The sequence below is a fragment of the Comamonas sp. genome (genome assembly GCF_036643215.1).
In the GTDB taxonomy this organism is placed as follows: domain Bacteria; phylum Pseudomonadota; class Gammaproteobacteria; order Burkholderiales; family Burkholderiaceae_C; genus Comamonas.
The window spans coordinates 1-21,653 of the sequence record NZ_JAVXSJ010000016.1; the positions used below are offsets into that span (position 1 = coordinate 1).

Annotated in this window: 17 protein-coding genes; 14 read left to right on the plus strand and 3 right to left on the minus strand. The window is 61.0% G+C overall.

Annotated elements, in window-relative coordinates; genetic code table 11:
* From RSF91_RS12240 to RSF91_RS12290, 11 genes are all read left to right on the plus strand, one after another.
* On the plus strand, positions 1–1,084 hold a 1,084-nt coding region (locus tag RSF91_RS12240; protein ID WP_332568682.1), incomplete at its 5' end, for a urate hydroxylase PuuD.
* Between the two features lie 165 nt (positions 1,085–1,249).
* Positions 1,250–1,888 carry a Crp/Fnr family transcriptional regulator gene (locus RSF91_RS12245; RefSeq protein WP_332568683.1) on the plus strand — a complete coding sequence of 213 codons (639 nt, stop codon included), beginning with the start codon at positions 1,250–1,252 and terminating at the stop codon, positions 1,886–1,888.
* 225 nt (positions 1,889–2,113) lie between these two features.
* Entirely contained in the window at positions 2,114–4,210 is a 2,097-nt protein-coding gene (locus RSF91_RS12250) for a sensor domain-containing diguanylate cyclase (protein WP_332568684.1), read from the plus strand.
* A gap of 141 nt (positions 4,211–4,351) precedes the next feature.
* The gene (locus RSF91_RS12255; RefSeq protein ID WP_332568685.1) at positions 4,352–5,284 is read left to right on the plus strand and encodes a LysR family transcriptional regulator; all 933 of its coding nucleotides are present in this window, start codon (positions 4,352–4,354) and stop codon (positions 5,282–5,284) included.
* A gap of 76 nt (positions 5,285–5,360) precedes the next feature.
* A complete protein-coding gene (locus RSF91_RS12260) occupies positions 5,361–6,923 on the plus strand; it encodes an ABC transporter ATP-binding protein (protein ID WP_332568686.1) in 1,563 nt (520 codons plus the stop codon).
* On the plus strand, positions 6,916–8,010 hold the full coding sequence (locus RSF91_RS12265) for an ABC transporter permease (RefSeq protein ID WP_099736020.1): 1,095 nt from the start codon (positions 6,916–6,918) through the stop codon (positions 8,008–8,010). The genes RSF91_RS12260 and RSF91_RS12265 overlap by 8 nt, the downstream gene beginning before the upstream one ends.
* A gap of 3 nt (positions 8,011–8,013) precedes the next feature.
* Complete coding sequence (locus RSF91_RS12270; protein WP_332568687.1) at positions 8,014–8,934, plus strand: ABC transporter permease; 921 nt, start codon at positions 8,014–8,016, stop codon at positions 8,932–8,934.
* 52 nt (positions 8,935–8,986) lie between these two features.
* Positions 8,987–10,135 carry a BMP family ABC transporter substrate-binding protein gene (locus RSF91_RS12275; protein ID WP_332568763.1) on the plus strand — a complete coding sequence of 383 codons (1,149 nt, stop codon included), beginning with the start codon at positions 8,987–8,989 and terminating at the stop codon, positions 10,133–10,135.
* A gap of 192 nt (positions 10,136–10,327) precedes the next feature.
* The gene (locus RSF91_RS12280; RefSeq protein WP_332568688.1) at positions 10,328–11,485 is read left to right on the plus strand and encodes a BMP family ABC transporter substrate-binding protein; all 1,158 of its coding nucleotides are present in this window, start codon (positions 10,328–10,330) and stop codon (positions 11,483–11,485) included.
* A 79-nt stretch (positions 11,486–11,564) separates the two neighbouring features.
* The gene (locus tag RSF91_RS12285; RefSeq protein WP_332568689.1) at positions 11,565–12,539 is read left to right on the plus strand and encodes an aromatic ring-hydroxylating dioxygenase subunit alpha; all 975 of its coding nucleotides are present in this window, start codon (positions 11,565–11,567) and stop codon (positions 12,537–12,539) included.
* Positions 12,539–13,588 (plus strand): adenosine deaminase, encoded by a 1,050-nt coding sequence (locus tag RSF91_RS12290; protein ID WP_332568690.1) that lies wholly within the window; start codon positions 12,539–12,541, stop codon positions 13,586–13,588. The genes RSF91_RS12285 and RSF91_RS12290 overlap by 1 nt, the downstream gene beginning before the upstream one ends.
* Positions 13,589–13,694: 106 nt before the next feature.
* On the opposite strand, the gene RSF91_RS12295 is transcribed toward RSF91_RS12290, so the two are convergent.
* The gene (locus RSF91_RS12295; RefSeq protein WP_332568691.1) at positions 13,695–14,726 is read right to left on the minus strand and encodes a LacI family DNA-binding transcriptional regulator; all 1,032 of its coding nucleotides are present in this window, start codon (positions 14,724–14,726) and stop codon (positions 13,695–13,697) included.
* A gap of 351 nt (positions 14,727–15,077) precedes the next feature.
* Between RSF91_RS12295 and RSF91_RS12300 the strand changes: the two genes are divergently transcribed.
* The 3 genes from RSF91_RS12300 to RSF91_RS12310 are packed head-to-tail and all read left to right on the plus strand — an operon-like array spanning position 15,078 to position 19,763.
* Positions 15,078–17,888, plus strand: coding sequence for a xanthine dehydrogenase family protein molybdopterin-binding subunit (locus tag RSF91_RS12300; protein ID WP_332568692.1), 2,811 nt, complete (start codon positions 15,078–15,080; stop codon positions 17,886–17,888).
* A complete protein-coding gene (locus RSF91_RS12305) occupies positions 17,888–18,457 on the plus strand; it encodes a (2Fe-2S)-binding protein (RefSeq protein WP_332568693.1) in 570 nt (189 codons plus the stop codon). Before RSF91_RS12300 ends, RSF91_RS12305 begins: the two co-directional genes overlap by 1 nt.
* Complete coding sequence (locus RSF91_RS12310; protein ID WP_332568694.1) at positions 18,450–19,763, plus strand: cytochrome c; 1,314 nt, start codon at positions 18,450–18,452, stop codon at positions 19,761–19,763. The genes RSF91_RS12305 and RSF91_RS12310 overlap by 8 nt, the downstream gene beginning before the upstream one ends.
* Positions 19,764–19,965: 202 nt before the next feature.
* On the opposite strand, the gene RSF91_RS12315 is transcribed toward RSF91_RS12310, so the two are convergent.
* The gene (locus RSF91_RS12315; protein ID WP_332568695.1) at positions 19,966–20,406 is read right to left on the minus strand and encodes an HIT family protein; all 441 of its coding nucleotides are present in this window, start codon (positions 20,404–20,406) and stop codon (positions 19,966–19,968) included.
* 65 nt (positions 20,407–20,471) lie between these two features.
* Complete coding sequence (locus RSF91_RS12320) at positions 20,472–21,644, minus strand: MFS transporter (RefSeq protein WP_332568696.1); 1,173 nt, start codon at positions 21,642–21,644, stop codon at positions 20,472–20,474.
* Between the last annotated feature and the right edge of the window lie 9 nt (positions 21,645–21,653).

Below are 21,653 nucleotides of genomic sequence, written 5' to 3' on the forward strand. Positions count from 1 at the left end.
TAACCTGCACTGGTTCTACTGGGAAAGCTACAGCACGTGGCTGTCCGGTTTTGCCTTGCTGACGGTTTCCTACCTGTGGAACGCAAACATCTACCTGGTCACTCCTGGTGATGCCAATGCCATGAGCGCACCTGCTGCTATCGGTTCGGCTCTGGCCTTCCTGGTAGTGTTCTGGCTGCTGTATGACTTCGTTTGCCGCACGTTCGGTCAAAAGAAGAACGGCGATGCGACGGTTGGTGCTCTGGTTCTGGTGCTGGTGTGTATTGCAGCTTACCTGGCTTGCCACATCTTCCCTGGTCAAGCAGCCTTCCTGCTGATGGGCGCGATGATCGCGACCTCCATGAGCGCCAACGTGTTCTTCTGGATCATTCCTGGCCAGCGCAAGGTGGTTGCCGCTCTGAAGGCCGGCGATCCCGTGGACCCACGTCACGGCCAGCGCGCCAAGCAGCGTAGCGTGCACAACACCTACTTCACCCTGCCTGTGCTGTTCGCCATGTTGTCGAACCACTATGGCTGGTTGTACAGCCACAAGATGAACTGGGTTGTGCTGATTGGCATGATGTTCGCTGGTGCGGCCATTCGTCAGTTCTTCGTGATGCGCCACGGCTACAAGCTGGGTCGTAACAGCCACCCATGGCCTTATGCAGCAGTTGGCGTTGCCGCTTTGCTGGCTGTGTTTGTCTGGCTCAAGCCCGCTCCTGCACCTGCCGCAGCAGCACCCGCTGCTGCTGTAACGACTGCTCCCGCAGCCGCTACTCCTGCAACTGAGGCTGCAGCCCCCGCCGCTGAGCCTGCAGCACCTGCAGCGGAAGCTGTTGTCGCTGCTGCACCCGCAGCCGGTGGCGAAGGCTTTGCCAAGGTCAACGGCATTTTCCAGCAGCATTGCGTGCTGTGCCACGGTGCTGCCATCCAGCAAAAGGGTATCCGTCTGGATTCGCCAGAAGCTGTGAAGTCGCACGCTCAGCAGATCTACCAACAGGTGGTTCAGCTGAAGAAGATGCCTTTTGGCAACCCAGGCGCACTGTCTGATGACGAGCGCAATCTGGTCAAGACCTGGTATGAGTCCGGCGCTGCCGTGAACTGATAGCACGCTTGTAAAGAGTAAAAAGGCCGCAGTTTCGACTGCGGCCTTTTTGTTTGTACCCATGCATTTTTTGCGATGCAGTTACGCAGAGGTTGCGAATACCTTCCTGCCTTGTTGACTTGGCTCAATGCAGGGCAGGGCGAAGCCCGGCACAGTGAGGCCTATATGTTTACCATGCCCTCCCTGTCGCAAGCTGCCTCCAAGTTTGGGCAGCCTGAGAGCTTTGCTCCAGGCTCATGGCTCAGGCAACGTCGCCAACCCATAGATTCGGTGCTGTATCTGGAAAGCGGCAGCGTCATGCTGGGCGTGGGCCAGGACTCCTCCATGCGCCACCAGCTCGGGCAGGTGGATGGGCCTGCATGGCTGGATGCCGCCTTTGCTTTGCAAGATCGCCCGTCTTGCTTTGATATGCAGGCCCAGACGGCAGGGCGCATCTACACCATTCCCTTGACCCGCTTTCAGGCAGCGGTGGCCGAGCTGCCAGTGACGGTGCAGCAACTGGTGAAAGACTTGGCCAAGGCCTATTGCTCGCAGACCGAGCTGGCCGTCAGCCGTCTGGCGCAAGATGCTGAAGCGCGCTGCGCCCAGTGGCTGTTGCACCATGCAACCCCCGCCGCAGATGGCGTGGGTCTTCGCGTCACGCTGAACGCCCGCAAGCGCCTGATAGCGGCTCAGCTGGGGATAGCGCCTGAAACTTTCTCGCGCGTGCTCAGGCAGTTGCGCGACCATGGCCTCATTGCTGGGCGGGGTAATGTCATTGAACTGCCCAAGCCGGGTGCACTGGAAGTGCTGGCGCTGGGGTAAGTCCCGGTGATGCCTTGCAGGCCATGCAGCGCTTGGCTTTGCGCTCCATGAGAGGCGGCTGGAGCAGTGTTTGCTAACAGTCTCCGGGGTTTACTCTCGTGAGCCAGTGTGCACGGGCTCTCTATATTGAAGCCTATGTCAGACACTGTTCCACTCTTGCAAGCAGAACCCCCATGGGTTGCTCCGCCGCAGCCTGTGGATTCAGCCTTGGGTGCACATGTCGGCATGCTTCGTAAAAGCCCCGGCCCCATGCTGCGCAGCATGGTATTGATCGCCATGATTGCGGTGCTACTGGTGGGGGCGGGCGCTGCGGGCTGGATGGCTTATTCCATGCGCAAGGTCGTCATGGAGGGCGCCCTGCCTGCGCAGACCAAGGCGCTGGAGTACGCGGCCCGGTCGCTGGCCTTTCGGGTCGAGCAGCAGCAAAAGCCTTTGCATAACTTGGCCATGGTGCTGTCAGAGCACATGCAGGACTCTCCGGAAGCGATGGAGGCCATGCTTGAGCAGCCGGCATCCTTGGCTCAGCAATTTGAGCAAGTGCAACTGGCCAATGGCAAGGGGCAGTTGCTGGTCAATCTGAATAAAGAGCAGGCCAGGCCATTGCACCAGCTGGATGAGCCGCTGCGCGAAGTCCTTAAGCGGGCGCTGGCCGAAGGCAAACCGATGACTCAGGCGTGGGTGCGTCCTGGTGATGCGGGTTTGCAGCTGGAATTTCATAGCGTGGTGCCAGTGCGTGATGCGCAGGGCAAACTGAAAGGCGTGCTGGGCGGCACTTACAAAGTGCCTCTGACGGTGCTGTTCTCTCTGGAAGTGGGGTCTGCCAATGCAGGCAGCCAGTTGCTGCTGATTGACCGTGACCTGCATCCTCTGGCACTCAGCAGCAAAGGCGAGTGGCAATTGCCTGCTGCAGGTGGTACGGCATTGCTCAAAGAGCTGGACCCCGTTTGGCTCAAGACCGCGCAGGCTGGTGCTGTCAGTGAACAGCGCAATAACAAACTCTTGAGCGCCATGCCCTTGCCCTGGGCGCAATGGACGCTGCTCAAGATGAGCGATGTTCAGGAATGGGTGCCCGGTATTTCATCAAAAATGATGGGCTGGCTGGCAGCTGCCTTGCTGGCCGTGGCGCTGGCACTGGGGGCAGTGCTCTGCCTGATTGCCTATCCGCTCACCGCCTTGTTCCGCACGGCAGAGTGGGCTGAGCGCCGCGGCCTGATGCTGGAAGTGGATTCTTCAGTTCGCGGTGCCAACTGGTGGCAGGCTCTGTCAGATCATGATTGGGGTGAGGCGCAGACCCTGCGCACGGCATTGCAGGCCCTGGGCGGTGGCTATGAAGTGCATGGTGAGCGAGAGCGTCAGCTGGAGCTGCAACTGCAAACGCTGATGGACTATGCCCCTGTGGGCCTGATCGTGACGCATGGCTCCAAGGTGCAGCGCGTGGGCATGCAGGCCGCCAGAGTTCTGGGTTACCAGCCCAGAGAAATGCCGGGGCTGCCGGTGCGCGCCCTGTGCGCTACAGATGCGGACTACGAAGACTTGATGGAGCGGGTTCGCCGGGCGCTTGATACCTACGGCCAATTTGATAGCGAGGTCTGCTTTGTCCGAAAAGACTCCAGGCCGATATGGGTGCGCATTCACGGGCAAAGCATGCAGCGCATGAGCCGGGTGTGGGAGCTGACAGGCAAGGAGCTGGATGAGCATTACCTGGTCTGGGAGCTTGAAGATGTGACCACGCAGCGCCAGTTGCGTGAGCAATCCAGCTGGAAGGCGATGCATGACCCACTGACGCGCCTGCCCAACCGCACGGCCTTTGCCTTGCGCCTTAAAGAGTGGCTGCGTGAATATGCCTCGCCCGACTATCTGGAGAGCCTGAGCGCTGCGGGCGCTGTCAGCCGTACGTCGGCGGAGCCCGCAGTGCACGGCATCGTGCTGTATGTAGACTTGGATCACTTCTCTCAGGTCAACCGCCAGGGAGGCCGCGAGGTGGGGGATGAGGTGCTGGGCCATATTGCCCGGCTCATTGAATCCACAGTGCGCCCGCATGGCTGGGTGGCCCGTGTGGGCGGCGATGAATTTGCCATTCTCATGGCTGGTGTCAGCCGGGAGGAGGGCATGCGCCACGCGCAGCTGCTGTGCATGGCCATTCAGGACTGGGATGGTTCCTATCAGGGCCAGCGCTATATGTTGAGTGCAAGCATTGGCATGTTGCTGCTGGATGCCAGCTATCACACCGCCGCTACGGCCTTCAAGGGAGCGGACATGGCCTGCTATGCCGCCAAGCGCAAGGGGCGCAATCGTGTGGAAGTGATGGCTGCATCGGTGTGAGCGCTCGTTTCATGCATCTGGAACATGGCTGTTGAGTCCATCACTTGACGGATTGAACGTGCTGACTGAGTTACGCTCTGATACTGCTTTTTGACAAAATAAAATAGGCCCAGCCAGCCAATGGTCGGGTAGCCGAGACCCATGCGTGACCAGACCTTGTTTGACAAGATAGACCTGCACCTGATCCGGGTGCTGCACACGGTGCTGACCGAGCGCAGTGTCTCTCGTGCTGCTTTGCGTCTGGGCATGCATCAGCCAGCGGTATCGGCGTCACTGCGCCGCTTGCGTGAACTGGCGGGCGACCCTTTGCTGGTGCGCTCGGGCGCGCAGATGCAGCCTACCGATGTGGGGCTGGGCATGGTGCAGCCATCGGCTGACATTCTTCGCGCCGCCGAAGGTCTGTTCAGCGATGCGCGCCAGTTTGATCCTCGGACCTCTACCCGTACCTTCCGGATTGCAGCCAGCGATTATCTGGACCCGCAGTTTCTGCCCCGGCTGATGTCAACCCTCAAGGCACAGGCACCCCATTGCCCGGTGGATTTTCTGCCGCTGAGTGCCGAGGCGCATTACGAAGGTCAGCTGGCCGATGGTGAAATTGATGTGGTGATTGGCAACTGGCCCCAGCCACCCGAAGGGCTGCACATGGCCAAGCTGTTTGAGGATGAGGTGGTCTGCCTCGTCAGCCCCAAGCACCCGGCAGTGCGCCGAGGCTGGGATGTGTCGCAATGGCTGCAGGCCGAGCATATTGCGCCCACCCCGGCTTATCCCGGTGCTCAGGGTGTGATTGACGAGCAATTGGCAGGCATGGGGCTGAGCCGCCAGGTGGTTGCGCGTTGCGCGCATTTCAGCCTGATCCCTGACATGGTGGCATCAAGCTTGCTTGTGATGACATCGGGCCGACTGTTCTGTGAACGCTTCAGCGAACGCCTGCCTTTAGCCATCTTGCCGTGCCCCGTGGAATTTCCGCCATTGGTCTATTACCAGCTCTGGCACGCCCGTTCGCATGCCGGTGCAGCCACGCGCTGGTTGCGTGAGGTGGTGAGAAATGTGGCACTAACGCTGCGAAATCAATAGCTTGTATCCCGTTCCTGTTCAGCGCAGAGAGCCTGTTTGAGTCAATTTGTTATTTGAATTGAGAGACAATCCAGCGATGAATCCCCCCCCAACACAATCCCCGTCTGCGAATGCCCCTGCGCGCCTGCAGTTGGAGGGTATTACCAAGCGGTACCCAGCTGTTGTTGCGAACAGCAAGGTATCGCTGAAAGTCAAGCCCGGCGAGATCCACGCCATTCTGGGCGAGAACGGCGCTGGCAAGTCCACGCTGATGAAGATCATCTATGGTGCCGTCAAACCTGACGAAGGCACCATTTTGGTGGACGGCAAGCCGGTCCAGATCCGTAACCCGCAAGAAGCCCGTGCACTGGGCATTGCCATGGTGTTCCAGCACTTCAGCCTGTTTGACACGCTGACCGTGGCCGAGAACGTCTGGCTGGGTCTGGATAAGAGTATTTCCCTGGCCAAGGTCATAGAGCGCGTGGAAGCCACGGCGCGTGATTACGGCCTGGATGTCGATGCGCATCGCCCTGTGCACACGCTGTCTGTGGGTGAAATGCAGCGTGTGGAAATCATCCGTGCTTTGCTGACCAATCCGCGCGTGCTGATTCTGGATGAGCCAACTTCGGTGCTTACGCCTCAGGCCGTCGAAAAGCTGTTTGTCGTGCTGCGCCGTCTGGCCGCCGAAGGCTGCTCCATTCTCTACATCAGCCACAAGCTGCATGAAATTCGTTCGCTGTGCACGGCCTGTACCGTGCTGCGCGGTGGCGTGGTGACGGGAGAGTGCAACCCGGCCAATGAAACCAATGCCTCGCTGTCGCGCATGATGATTGGTTCGGAGCCGCCAGAGCTGGAGCACCGCAGCGCCAATACTGGCGATACCGTGTTGCGCGTGCAGGGCCTGTCCATCAAGACGCAAGAAGCGTTTGGTGTGGATCTGCAGGGCATTGCGCTACAGGTCAAGGCTGGTGAAGTGGTCGGCATTGCCGGTGTGTCTGGCAATGGCCAGAAAGAGCTGATGTATGCGCTGTCGGGTGAAGACACGCGTGCCGAGCCTGAAATGGTGCAACTGCTGGGTAAGGGCGTAGGGCGCATGGGCCCCGGCCGCCGCCGCGGCATGGGTCTGCATTTTGTGCCTGAAGAGCGCTTGGGACGCGGTGCCGTGCCCAGCATGGGGCTGGCTCACAACCTGCTGCTGACCCGCAAGGATGCACTGGGCAAGGGCAGCTGGATTCGCATGAGCCAGCTGCAGGTTCAGGCCAAGGACATCATTGCGCGCTTCAACGTCAAGGCCGGTGGCCCGGCCTCGCCAGCGCAGTCGCTGTCAGGCGGCAACCTGCAGAAATTCATTGTGGGTCGTGAAATTGACGCCAAGCCGCGTCTGCTCATCATCTCTCAGCCCACCTGGGGGGTGGATGTGGGAGCTGCTGCGCAAATTCGTGGCGCCATTCTGAAGCTGCGTGATGAAGGCTGCGCGGTGCTGGTGCTCAGTGAGGAGTTAGACGAGTTGTTTGAGATATGTGACCGCCTGCATGTGGTGGCCAAGGGGCGTCTGAGCCCTTCGGTGCAAAGAGCGGATGCCACGGTGCAGCAGATTGGTGAATGGATGAGTGGCCTGTGGGAAAACACGGGCGCAGCGCAGGGAGCCGCCCATGCTTAAGCTGGAACAACGACCTCAGGCTTCCAAGTTCTGGACTTATGGCTCTCCCATTCTGGCGCTGCTGATTACGGTGCTGGTGGGCGTGTGCCTTTTTGCCCTGCTGGGCAAAGATCCTGTGAAGGGCCTGCAGGCCTTTTTCTGGGAACCCATCAAGTCTGGCTACGCTTTGGGTGAGCTGGCCATGAAGGCCACGCCGCTGCTGCTGATTGCGCTGGGGCTGGCCGTGTGCTTTCGCTCCAATATCTGGAATATTGGTGCCGAAGGCCAGTTTGTCATTGGCGCCGTGGCCGCAGGTGGCATGGCGCTGCTGGCGGACAAGACCACCGGGCCGTGGATTGTTCCCGCTATTTTGATCGCCGGCATGCTGGGCGGCATGGTCTGGGCGGGCATTGTGGCGTTGCTGCGTGATCGCTTCAACGCCAACGAAATTCTGGTCAGTCTGATGCTGGTCTACGTGGCCGTGCTGGTACTTGGCTATCTGGTCTACGGGCCGTGGAAGGACCCCATGGGTTACAACTTCCCCCAGACCAAGAGCTTTGAGCGTGTGACACAGATCCCGCGTCTGGTGCAGGGCATGCGCATGAACATCGGCGTCATCATTTCGCTGGTGGGTGCCGGTCTGCTGTGGGCGTTTCTGTTCCGCACCCGCGCTGGCTTTGCGCTGCAGGTGGGCGGTCTGGCCCCCGCTGCAGCACGCTACGCCGGCTTTTCCTCGCGCAAAGCACTGTGGACGGCGCTGCTGATCTCTGGTGCTACCGCCGGTCTGGCAGGTGCGCTGGAAGTGGCAGGCCCGCTGGGTCAGCTCACGCCCTATGTTCCGGCTGGCTACGGCTTTGCCGCCATCATCGTGGCCTTTGTGGGCCGCCTGCACCCTGTGGGCATGATTTTCTCGGCCATTCTCATGAGCATGTTCTATATCGGTGGTGAGCTGGCGCAGTCGCGTCTGGGCCTGCCCAAGGCGCTGACGGGCGTGTTTCAGGGCCTGCTGCTGTTCACGCTGCTGGCCTGCGATACGCTGGTGGCTTACCGCATTCGCTGGGTGGCGCAAAAAGCCAGCGCCGCTATTTCTGCAGTGAAGGGAGCCTGATCCATGGAATCCTATGCACTGCTTCTGGGCTCCACGCTGAGCGCTGGCACCGTTCTGGCGCTGGCGGCTCTGGGTCTGCTCATCAACGAAAAAGCTGGCATCGTCAATCTGGGGGCTGAGGGCATGATGCTCTGCGCCGCCATTGCGGGCTTTGCCGCCACGGTTCACTCTGGCAGCACTTTGGTGGGTTTTGGCGCGGGCATGCTGGCTGGCGCGTTGCTCGCTGGCATCTTTGGTGTACTGGTGATCTGGCTCAACACCAATCAGTACGCCACCGGTCTGGCGCTGTCGCTGTTTGGCGCAGGCTTCTCGGCCTTTGTGGGTCTGGGCTATGTGCAGGCCAAGCTGCCTGAGCTGCCCAAGTTTGCCATTCCCGGTCTGGCTGATCTGCCTGTGGTGGGCCCTGCGCTGTTCACCCTGCACCCGCTGGTGTACGGCTCGATCGCTCTGGCTGCTGTCATGGTCTGGTTTCTGTACCGCACGCGTGCTGGCCTGGTGCTGCGCGCCGTGGGTGAGTCGCCTTCGTCAGCCCATGCACTGGGTTACCCCGTGCGCCGCATTCGCCTGATGGCGGTGATGTTTGGCGGTGCCATGTGCGGTCTGGCTGGAGCCTATATTTCGGTGGTCTACACACCACTGTGGGTGGAAAACATGGTGTCGGGCCGCGGCTGGATTGCGCTGGCGCTGACCACCTTTGCCACCTGGCGTCCGGCCCGTATTTTGCTGGGTGCTTACTTGTTTGGTGGCGTGACCATGCTGCAGTTCCACCTGCAGGCCACGGGCGTACAGATTCCGAGCCAGATTCTGTCCATGCTGCCGTACCTGGCCACCATCGTGGTGCTGGTGCTGATCTCGCGTAACCCCGCGTGGATTCGCGCCAACATGCCTGCATCCCTGGGAAAACCCTTCTACCCTGGAGCTTGACGCCCAGATGTGGTGCAATCCGTTTTTTAAAAAATACATGAGGACAATGACAATGAACACTCTGGGCAAGCGCGCTCTGATCAAGATGATTGGCCTGTCGGCTGTTTCCATGGCCGTTCTGACAGCCTGCGGCAAGAAGGAGGAGGCTCCTGCCGCCCCCGCTGCTGCGCCAGCAGCTGCGGCTCCTGCTGCAGACAAGCTCAAGGTTGGCTTCATGTATGTGAGCCCCATCGGCGACGGCGGCTGGACTTTCCAGCACGAGCTGGGTCGCAAGGCCATTCAGGAAAAGTTTGGCGACAAGATCGAAACCTCCATGGTTGAGAGCGTGCCTGAGTCCGCTGACGCCGAGCGCGTGATGCGCGACATGATCGGTCAGGGCAACAAGCTGGTGTTCGCCACGAGCTTTGGCTACCAGGACTTTGTGCAGAAGGTCGCTGCCGACAGCCAGGGCGTGAAGTTTGAACACGCTACCGGCTACAAGACGGCCGACAACGCTGCCGTGTACGACACCAAGACCTTTGAAGGTGCCTACCTGGCCGGTATCGTGGCTGGCGCCATGACCAAGACCAAGACTGTGGGCGTGGTGGCATCGGTGCCAATCCCTGAAGTGGTGCGCAACATCAACTCCTTCGTGCTGGGTGCCCAGAGCGTTGATCCTTCCATCAAGGCCAAGGTGGTCTGGGTGAACGAATGGTTTGCGCCTCCCAAGGAATCTGAAGCGGCCAACAGCCTGATCAACGGCGGTGTGGACGTGATGTACCAGAACACTAACTCTCCCGCTGTGCTGAAGACGGCTGAAGAGCGCGGTGCACGCGCCTTCGGCAAGGACGGCGACATGAGCGGCTTCGCACCCAAGGCTCACCTGGGCTCGGCTGTGATTGACTGGGCTCCTTACTACACCAAGGTGGTGCAGGACACGCTGGACGGCAAGTGGCAGACCGGCAACTTCTGGTGGGGCGTGAAGGAAGGCGCCATCGATCTGAAGAAGATCGCTGACGATGTGCCCCAGGAAATCAAGGACAAGGTCGAGAAGGCCAAGGCCGGCATGAAGGATGGCACGTTTGCTGTCTGGACAGGTCCCGTCAAGGACAACGCTGGCAAGGAAGTGCTGGAAGCCGGCAAGGTGGCCGATGATGCCTGGCTGCGCAGCATCAACTTCTATGTGAACGGTATCGAGGGCAAAGTGCCCGGTGCCAAGTAAGCATTGTTTGCAGGACGCCTGAGAGGCGTCCGTCCAAGGCCCTTCGGGGCCTTTGTTTTTGCGCTGTCGTTTTAGAGATACCCGTCTGCAACTTGGCTCAATTTATGCATATATTGATTAAGGCGCGATGGGGTTCTGTCTGACATCGCGTTTGCATTGAATAACTACCTCAACTTATCCAAGGAAAGACGAATGACTGATTTCAACAAGCGTTCATTGATCAAGGTCGCCGCCCTGACAGCCGTGGCTTCGGCAGCTCTCGTGGGCTGCGGCAAGAAGGAAGAAGCACCTGCACCGGCCGCTGCTCCTGCTACCGCACCAGCTCCTGCAGCGCCCGAGGCCCTGAAAATCGCTTTCGCGTATGTGGGCCCTGTGGGTGATGGTGGTTATTCGTTTGCACATGATCAGGCCCGCAAGGCGCTGGAAGCCGCTCTGGGCGACAAGATCAAGACCTCCTACGTGGAAAGCGTGCCCGAAGGCGCTGACGCCGAACGCGTGCTGCGCGACATGGCGGCTCAAGGCAACAAGCTGATCTTTGGCACCACCTTCGGCTACATGGACACCATCCAGAAGCTGGCCCCCGAATTTGCCGATGTGAAGTGGGAACACGCCACTGGCTACAAGACGGCTGCCAATGCCAGCACTTATGACTTCCGTACCTACGAAGGTGCGTACCTGGCTGGCGTGATCGCTGGTGCCATGACCAAGACCAACACGCTGGGCGTGGTGGGCTCCGTGCCAATTCCTGAAGTGCTGCGCAACATCAACAGCTTCACGCTGGGCGCTCAGTCCATGAACCCCAAGATCAAGACCAAGGTGGTCTGGGTCAACGAATGGTTCGCTCCTCCCAAGGAAACAGAAGCTGCCACCAGCCTGATCAACGGCGGCGCCGACATCCTGTTCCAGAACACAGACTCGCCTGCCGTGCTCAAGACCGCTGAAGAAAAGGGCAAGCGCGCCTTTGGTTGGGATTCGGACATGACCGCCTACGGCCCCAAGGCTCACCTGGCATCGGCCATCTTCAACCCCACCAACTACTACATCCAGACCGCCAACTCCGTGCTGAACGGTACCTGGAAGAGCCAGCAATCCTGGTGGGGTGTGAAGGAAGACGCGATCGACCTCGTTTCCATGGCTGAAGACATCCCCGCTGAAGCCAAGGCAAAGGTTGAGGAAGTGAAGAAGGGACTGAAGGACGGTACATTCCATATCTGGAAGGGCCCGATCGCCGCCCAGGATGGCAAGGAACTGGTCGCTGCGGGTGCAGTGGCTGACGATGCCTTCCTCAAGGGCGTGAACTTCTACGTCAAGGGCGTGGAAGGCAAGGTCCCCGGTGGCGACTCCAAGTAAGCGCCGTTAACCAGCACTCTTGTGCTGTGACAGGGCCGCCGCAGAGCGGCCCTTTGTTTTGATAAAAATGAGTAACCCCATGACTGAACGTACCCTCTGGCATCCTGTTGCCAAAAATTCTGAAGTAGTGAGCGCACCCTTGTCCGTTCAACTGCTGGAGCAGCCTGTGGTGCTGTGGCGCAATGCTGAAGGTGAGGTCCAGGCCTTTGTGGATCGCTGCCCCCACCGCGGCGCGCGCCTGTCCATGGGTCGCGTGGAAAACGGCAATCTTGAGTGCCCTTATCACGGCTGGCAATTCTCGACGGGCGGCCAGTGCGTCAAAGTGCCCGCAGTGCCTGACTTCACGCCCCCCGCGTCGCAGCGCGTCAAGGCCTTTGAAGTGCAGGAAGCCTATGGTCTGGTCTGGGTGCGTCTGGAATCTGGCGACAGCCAGTTGCCCGTGTTCGCTGCCGAGTCTGATGAGCACCTGCGCAAAGTGAACTGCGGCCCCTACGACGTCGCCGCCAGCGCACCCCGCATCATCGAAAACTTCCTCGACATGTCCCACTTCGGCTTTGTGCACGAAGGCTGGCTGGGCAGCCGCGATGCCACGGCCATGGCGACTTACAAGGTCGAGGCCAAGGATACGGGCGTTATCGCCACAGGCTGCAAGGCCGTGCAACCTCAGTCCAACCTGCACTCCACACAGCCAGCTGAAGTCGAATACACCTACGAGGTGACGGCTCCCTACACCGCCGTGCTGACCAAGATTCCGGAAGAAGGCAGCTCCAAGCAAGGCTGGCGCGAACAGATTGGCCTGTTCATCTGCCCCGTCACCCCGGAAATCAGCCGTGTCTGGTTCCGCCTAGCTGTGGCAGACTTTGAATCGACCGACGAGCAGCTGCAAACCTTCCAGCACACCATCTTTGTGCAGGACCAGCCCGTGCTGGAATCGCAACTGCCCAAGGCTCTGCCACTGGACCCGCGTGCGGAAATGCACTCGGCAGCTGACCGTATGTCCTCGGCCTATCGCCGCTTCCTCAAATCTCAAGGTATCACCTTCGGAGTTTGCTGATGAAACATTCCGTCCCCCCTATCGAGACTGCGCGCCTGCCCGAATTACTGCAAGCCATGCCCAAGGCAGAGCTGCACATGCATATCGAAGGCTCGCTGGAGCCTGAGCTGATCTTTGCGCTGGCCCAGCGCAACAGCGTGAAGCTGGCCTATGACAGCGTGGAAGCGCTGCGTGCCGCCTATGCTTTCACCGATCTGCAGAGCTTTCTTGATATCTACTACGCGGGTGCCAGCGTGCTGCTGCACGAGCAAGATTTCTACGACATGGCGCGCGCCTACCTGAACCGCGCCGTGGCCGATAACGTGGTGCACACGGAAATTTTCTTCGACCCCCAGACCCATACCGAGCGCGGTGTGGCCATGGAAACCATCATCAACGGCCTGTACCGCGCCTGTCGCGATGCGCAGATTGAGCAAGGCATCTCGGCCACGCTGATTCTGAGTTTCTTGCGCCACCTGAGCGAAGAAAGCGCTTTGCAGACGCTGGAAGCCGCACTGCCGCTGCGCGACCGCTTTATCGGAGTGGGGCTGGACAGCAGCGAGCTGGGCAACCCGCCAGAGAAGTTTGAGCGCGTGTTTGCACGCTGCAAGGAACTGGGCCTGCGCCTCGTCGCACATGCGGGTGAAGAGGGCCCGCCCGCCTATATCTGGGGCGCGCTGGATGTGCTGAAGGTGGAGCGTATCGACCACGGTGTGCAGTCTGAAAAAGACGAGCAGTTGATGGTGCGACTGGCCAAGGAGCAGATTCCGCTCACGGTCTGCCCGCTGTCCAATCTCAAGCTCTGTGTGGTCAAAGACCTGGCGGATCACAACTTGCCGCGTCTCTTGAAGGCAGGCCTCAAGGTCATGATCAACTCGGATGACCCGGCCTACTTTGGCGGCTATGTGAACGAGAACTACACCCAGCTCTTTGCCGCGACGGGCATGGGCGCAGATGAGGCTTACCAGCTGGCGCGCAATAGTCTGGAAGCCAGCTTTGCCAGCGATGCTCAGAAGAGCACCTGGATTGAACAGCTGGACGCGGCCTTTGCGCGTTTTGCTGCTGCTTGAGAATTGGGGTGAAAATGGCTTGAAGCCAAATACTGGAAAGCGCAAGCAGCTATTGTTTTGATAGTTTCAAGCGCTGAGAGACATTGCAAAGCCTCGTTGAAGAGATTCAGCGGGGCTTTCTTTGTGTGGACCGGCGCAGCGCCAGACTGGGCAGGGGGCTGCTTGCCGTGCGCCGCGTCATGTCGCCACGCAGATGCTCGAACAGCAAGTCCACGGCCTGCTGTGCCACGGTTTCCAGATGCAGGTCCAGAGCCGTCAACGGCGGCTCGCAGCTGCGTGCACGCAAGCCGTCATAGCGGGTGGCCAGCATCAGCTCTTCGGGAATGCGCCGTCCTGCCTCCTGTGCATAGCGGGCTGCGCCCACGGCAAAGGCATCGACCATGACCAGCATGGCATCGAGTTCGGGGTGCTCCGTCAGCAACTGACGGGCTGCGGCATAGCCGCCATCCTCTCCCAGCGCTTCATCCAGGCGCAGCGTCACGGGCTGCATGCCGTGGCCGGCAGCCATGGCTGCATAAGCCTGCTCGGCCTGGCTGTACGAGGTGCGTTCCGAAGCGCCAACCACCAGCGCAATACGCTGCGCGCCCTGAGCCAGCATATGGGTCAGCAGCATTTGCGTGGCCGGGCCGGACAGCAGATCCACATAGGGAACGTCGATGTTGTCGCCGCCAGGGCGGCCAATCGACACCACGGGCAGGCCCTGTGCCAGCAGCGCAGCCAGTTGAGGATCGCCGGCCTGCGGCTCTATGACCAGAGCGCCATCTATGTCGAGCAGGTTCAGCGAGTTTTGATCGGGTCTGTGGGGTGGCACCAGAGCCATGACCAGGCCGCGCTCCAGCGCCGAGGTGGCGGCGACTGATGCCACTTCCATGAAAAACCCCAGTCGTGATGGCCCGCCCGAGACGGTGAAGGGCATGGACGACAGCAGCGCAATCATGCTGGTGCCGCCAGTGCGCAGGCGCTGGGCATGGCGGTTGGGCCGGTATCCCAGGCTGCGTGCAACGTCCTCTACCTTGCTGCGGGTGGCGGGATCCACCTGGCCGCGGCCGTTGAGTGCGTGCGAAACCGTGGTGCGTGAAACACCGGCCTCTCGGGCCACGTCGGCAATGGTGATGCGTTGGGCGGATGAGTCGGCCATGGGGTTTCTCGGAAAAAAGCGGTTGGATCAGACCTGCGCTGCCTCGCCAGTGGACTGGTCCCTGCAAGCGCTGGTGGTCATTTCAGCAGGCTCAGTCGGCATGAGTAAAGGTTTTGTATACTTTACTTTGCCCAAATCGATTTGGGTAACTTGCTTTACTGCCTGTTCCTTATATATGGAACTGTTGAAATGATCTTCAAATCGATTTGGGGTTCATCCAGGTGGCAGCACGGACTGCCCACCACAGAGGACTGAACAGCAAGCACTGTTCTTGGGCGGGTTGCGTGGCAGGAATGAATCAATCGCAACCACGGCGCTGCAGCGCGGCCGCTGCTGTTTGCTCAATGGAGAATGAATGTGCCCAAATCAGATTTGAGTCGGCGCAGCTTTTTGAAGGCTGCCGCCGCTCTGGGGGTGATTGCCGGCGTGCGCCCGCTGGAGCAAGCGCTTGCCGCCATGGTCGAGCCTGCTGCAGGGCAGGATGGCGGCTGGCTGGCAGGCGGGCAACTGCGCTACCGGCGCGATGGCATGGCCAAGGTTACGGGGCAGAAGCTGTTTGCCATCGATCTGCGTGCCAGAGACATGACGGGCTGGCCTGCCCAGCAGTCCTACGCGCTCTTGATCATGATTCCGCGCGCCGACTGCATCTACGAAGGTCTGGACCTGTCGGTGCTGGGCAAGGAGCTGGCACCCGATGTGCTGGTGGATGCGGAACGCGCCGAGGCCGATGGCGTGCGCATGCCCGAACCGGGTTTTTACGGCAGCTATTTTCTGCCGCGCGGCCAGGTTTCGCCCATGCTGGGTCAGCCCGTGGCACTCGGTATCTGGCATGACTACGAGCGCTATCGTCAGGCCGTGCGCCTGCTGCGCTTCAATGAAGGCATCTTCAAATATGGTGCGGCGGCTACGCCGCCCCAGCGCAAGCCTTATGTGGCGGCGCGCTATGTGCGCATGGGTGCCGAAAAACATGACGAACCTGATCTCTACGCGCCGCTGACGGACGGGATTATTCGTCCCCAGCTCACCGGCCCTGAAGTCCAGTGGCCGGGTGTGGACCACCCCAAGCACGGCAAGGCCATGCAGTACTCGGCTGACATTCAGCAACTGCTCAAGCAGCCGCCTGAAGGGGTGAAGGTCTTCTCACGCGACTATCACAGCCAGTCCATGGAGCCTGCAGCGCTGGAGCCGGAGAACGGTCTGGCCTGGTACGAGCCCACCAAGGGCGTGATGCACATGGTCGGTGCCACACAGGCACCTTATGCCACGGCGGGCCATATGGTCGGCATGGTCAAGGCCAGCCGCTTTGCGCTCCATGAGATGGACTACCTGAGCGCTTTCACTGTGGGCTACGGCCAGAAGGAGCACCACTCCTTCCCGTATTACGTGGCACTGGCTGCGTTGTATGCAGAAGGTCGGCCCGTGCGCCTGGCGCTGGACCGCTGGCAGCATTTTCAGTTCGCGCTCAAGCGCCATCCGTTCGATCTCAAGACCACGATTGCCGTGGATGCTGCAGGCCAGTTTCAGGCGTTCTCGGTGGACATGCGCGGCGACGGCGGCGGCACCATGAATTTCAGCCCCTCGGTGGGCACACTGGGCGTGGCGTCCTCGCAGTCCGTGTACTACTTTCCCAAGAGCGATCTGTCCGTGGCGGTCTACCCCAGCAGCGAGGTGACGGCCGGGTCGGTGCGCGGCTACGGTACCTTGCAGTCCATGGCACCCACCGAGATGCTGGTCGACGAAATTGCCGAACAGCTGGGCATGGATGCGATTGCGCTGCGCCAGAAAAACATGCTGCGCACAGGTCTGCGCAACACCCAGGGAGCCGTGCCCGCAGGTCATCTGCGCATTGGCGAAATCCTGGCGCTGGCAGCGAAAAATTCCGTGTGGACGAACCGCGCCAAGCGCAAGGCCGAGTACGAAGCCGCCAACCCCGGCATGCGCTATGGCGTGGGCTTTGCCTCGGTGCAGAAAAGCTTTGGTACCGCCGGTGAGGCCGCGCTGGCGCTGATTGAGCTGTCGCCCGAGGGCAAGCTCAAGATGAAGCACATCACGGCAGAAATCGGCACGGGCACCAGTACCGCGCAGATGCTGGCGGCCCAGCCTTTTCTGGGTCGCCCCGTGGACGAGGTGGAGTTCGCCGCCCAGAAGTGGCCCGAGATGCCGGTGCACACGCAGGAGCAGCCCAATTCCACGCCCCAGGCCGATGAAGACCGTCAGTCGCAGGACCCGTACTGGGTGCCCAGCTTCACATCGCCACAGTCGGCCTCCAATTCTGCCTATTACTTCACCCACACCACGCGTCAGGCGGCCAAGCTGCTGCTGGCCCACGGTCTGTGGCCTGCGGCGCTGTCCATCTGGGGCAATCCGTTTGGTGGCCCGCTGCAGGGCATGCCAGTTACGCTGGATCAGGCCGAATGGGTAGACGGCAAGCTGGTCGCCGGAGCGATGGAGCCTTTGAGCTTCGAGCGCCTGGCCGCGCGAGCCCATGAGCTGGGCCTGGTCACGGGTGTCTGTGTCCATACCTTCAACCGCCGCTCCTGGGCCAGTGCCGAGTTCGAGCTGGGCGGTCAGCGCTTCAGCGCCGAGATTGACGCTCTGTCCGTGCGTTTTGGCAAGGGTGCCGATGCCGCCAAGAAAGCGGCCATGGACAGCGCCGGTTATGCCTTCCAGCCGCGCGTCAAGGTCAGCTATCCACCCGTGCATCGCCTGGCGGCGGGAGCGGTGTATTACGCACCTTGCGCCACCCTGGTGGAGCTGGCTGTGTCTACCGGCACCGGCAAAGTGAGCTTGCTGGGCCACAAGACCTGGCTGGAATGCGGCTCGCAAATCGTGCCCGAGCTGGTCTCGGGTCAGCTGCAGGGCGGCGTGGCCATGGGCATAGGCCATGCGCTGTACGAAGAGCTGCCGCTGGGCCCCACCGGCCCCGGCAATGGCACTTGGAGCTTCAATCGCTATCACCTGCCGCGCGCCAGCGAGCTGGCCGTGTGGACGGCCGAGGGCCATGTGCTGCCGCCGGTCTCGCGTACCGATCCGCCCAAGGGCATGGCCGAAGTGGTGATGATTCCCGTAGTTGCTGCCTGCGCCAATGCCGTGGCCCATGCCACTGGCAAGCGTTTCTATCAATTGCCGCTGAGCGCGGAACGAATCAAGAAGGCATTGTGATGCAGCAACGTATCCAGTTTTCCGCCACCATCAACGGTCAGAAGACCGGTCCGCACGATCTGCCGCAGGACCTGATGATGATTGAGTTTCTGCAGGAATATCAGGGCCTGACCGGCACCCGTCTGGGCTGCGGCCAGGGCGTGTGCCGTGCTTGCACCGTCATCGTCGATGAGCCCGGAAAGGGCTCGCACACGGTGCCTGCCTGTGTGACCGGCGTCAGCTGGCTCAACGGCAAAAGCATCCGCACTATCGAAGGTGCGGCCAGCACCGATGACAAAGGCCAGCCCGTGGCCTCGGCCGTGCAACAGGCTTTTCTTGAGCATTTCTCTTTCCAGTGCGGCTATTGCACACCGGGCTTTGTGAACTCGGCCACCGTGCTGATGGAGCAACTGCGCGCCCAACCCGTGGCTGCCAATGCGGTGGAAGAGGTCGTGGAAGCCGCGCTGGACAAGCACATCTGCCGCTGCACCGGCTATGTGCGTTACTACCACGCCGTGCGCGACCTGATTCTGGCCACGCCCGGCCTGACCATGGGCCAGCGCACGCGGGAGGTCAGCCGTCATGGATAAAACCCAACGTAGCAAGTTGACCAAGATTGCGGTGGGCATTGCCGCTGCTGCCGTGGTGGTGTTGGGTGGTATGTACATCGCCGGCAGCTCAAGCGGCAGCGTGCCTGCTGCCACGGTGGACTTTGCCAGCATCAGCCCCGAGCAAAAGCAGAAGCTGTCTGACCGCGGTCTGCAGGTATTTCGCGCCGCCGACTGCGCGGCCTGCCACAGCTCGCCCACCACGGGGGCCGAGCTGGCGGGCGGCATGGCCATGGTCACGCCCATGGGCACGCTGTACGGCACGAACATCTCGCCCTCCAAGGAGCATGGCATCGGCAACTGGTCGGCTGACGACCTCTACCGCGCCGTGGCGCGTGGCATGGCTCCGGGGCGCAAGAACCTGTACCCGGCCATGCCTTACGCCAGCTATCACGACATCACACGTGCCGACGTCGATGCACTGTGGGTCTGGTTGCAGGACCAGCCCGCGGTGGAAGTGGCTAACCGCCAGCCCGAGATGAACTTCCCGTTCAGCATTCGCCCCGGTCTGGCGTTGTGGAATGCGCTGGAGCGCCCTGCCGGCGAGCAAAACCTTGGCGGTGTGCCTGAAGCCGCCAATACGCTCGATCGCGGTGCCTATCTGGTCAACACCCTGGGGCACTGCGGCGAATGCCACACACCGCGCACCGCCAGCTTTGCCATGGACCTCAAAAAGTCGCTGGCAGGCAATGTGATCGAAGGCGCTTATGCCCCCGATCTGCGCCCCAAGGCCATGGCCGAGCGTGGCTGGAGCGAGCAGGAACTGGTGCAGTTTCTGCGCACCGGCCTGTCGTCCCAGGGCGTGATGACCATGGGCATGTTCCCCGTGCTCGAGCATTCCAGCTCGCATCTGGACGAGCGTGATCTCAAGGCCATGGCCGCCTACCTGATGCAGGGTGAGAAGCCGCAGCTTGCACCAGCCCTGCCTGCCGAGGCACCGCAAACGCCGGTGTCGGCCAATGGCGAGCGTGTCTATGTCGGTCTGTGCGCGGGCTGCCATGGTGTCGATGGTCAAGGCCAGCCGCATTCGTCGCTGCGCCTGGATACCAACACCACGGCCATGTTCCCCACGCCGTTGAATCTGGTGCGCGTGATTCGCGAAGGAATGCCCGAGCGAGACCTGGCTCATGGTGAGCGCATGCAGGCCATGCCAGGCTTTGCCGAGCAGCTCAGCAATGAAGATATGGCCGATCTGGTCAACTACATGCGCCAGCGCTGGGGTCGGCAAAAGGGCGATGTGACGCCATCGCAAGTGTCGGACGTCATCAAGACAGCCGAATCCCACTAAGAGCCACTCACACCGCCCTTGATACGTCGTTGCTTCGCCTTGTCGTACGCTTGTACTGCCTGCGGCTTCGCGCCTTGTCTCAACCGCAAACCTTCGGTTTGCTGGGCGGTGTGAGCGGCTCCCAGCTATGGTTTCAAGTAAAAAGAGCTGCCAGCGCTTATTCATCAAGCGCTGGCAGCTCTTTTTTTAATAGTGATTCGATTTAAGCCAGTTCGGCCTTGATCTTTTCGGCCAGTTCGCCCAGCACGGCGAAGCCGGGCTCCTCGCGCTGCCAGACGACCGATAGGCCATCGCCCTCGAAACGCGGCAGCACATGCAGATGGAAGTGAAACACCGTCTGCCCCGCCGGTGCGCCATTGGCCTGGAAGATGTTGATGCCGTCGGGATCGAAAGCCTTGTTCACCGCTGCCGCCACGCGCTGGGCCGTCTGCATCACCGCGCCAGCTTCTTCCTGTGTCAGCTCCAGCAGATTGACCGCATGGCGCTTGCTGGCCACCAGCACATGGCCGCGTGTGGCCTGGCCTATGTCCATGAAGGCGATGGTCAGATCGTCCTCATAGACCTTGGCCGATGGGATTTCCCCTTTTGCGAGCTTGCAGAAAATGCATTCACCAGCGGGTGAGTGGTCTACAAACATGGGCATGACGCTCTCCTTTTAGTTATTTAAGCGCCCTATCTTAGAGGTGCCTGCGGGTGCCGATGCATAGCTTAAGCCGAGGCCAGTCTGCGAGCGCTTCGTGATCCGCCAATGACCAGGCTCAAACCCGCAGCCGCCAGCACGGCTCCGGCCCAGCTCACCGATGCATAACCCCAGCCCGCCGAAATCACTGCGCCCCCGGCGGCAGCGCCCAGCGCATTGCCCAGATTGAACGCGCCGATGTTGACTGAGGCTGCGAGGCCGGGCGCTTCTGCCGCAGCCTGCATGACCCGAATCTGCACCGGTGGCACGATGGCAAAGGTCGCAATGCCCCAGACCAGCAAGCCAAGCAGCGCTCCGGCCTTTGAAGGAAGAACAAAGGGCAATGCCAGCATGATGAGCGCCAATGCAGCCAGGAACAGCTTGGTGCTGCCATCCAGTGACCAGTCGGCTAGCCGACCGCCCAGCCAGTTGCCAATCGTGAAGCCCAGGCCGATGATGACCAGCGACAGAGTGACAAAGTTTGGCGTTGCCTCCGTCATGCTTTGCAGCACTGGTGCGACATAGGTATAGAGCGTGAACATACCGCCTGCGCCCATCACGGTCGTCCCCAGGGCCAGCAGAACCTGGGGCCGGGTCAGTACACGCAACTCGCGGCGCACGTCCGGCATCTTGCCTACTTCGCCGCGTGGCAGCGTGATGGCCAGTGCTGCCATGGCAACTACACCCAGAGCCGCCGTCAGCACAAACGCCATGCGCCAGCCAATTTGCTGGCCCACCCATGTGGCTGCAGGGACACCGCCGATATTGGCAATGGTCAGGCCCAGAAACATGGCAGCCACCGCACTGGCTTGCTTGTCTTTGGGCACCAGGCTGGCAGCGAGCACGGAGCCCAGGCCAAAGAATGCGCCATGGTTCAAGCTGGTCACCAGCCGCGCCATCAACAGCGTGGAGTAGCCGGGAGCCGCCGCCGCCAGCATGTTGCCGATGACAAAAATGCCCATCAGCGATATCAAGGCGGTTTTGACGCGAATGCGGCCCAAAGCCAGCGTCATGATGGGAGCCCCGATCATGACGCCCAGCGCATAGGCGGTAATCAGCATGCCCGCTTCTGGAATGCTGGCACCCACGCCATCGGCAATGACTGGAAGCAGGCCCATGGGGGTGAATTCCGTCATGCCGATGCCAAAGGCACCCACGGCCAAGGCCAGCAGCGGCCAGCGTGGATTCAGGTTTTTTTGCATAAAGGCGAT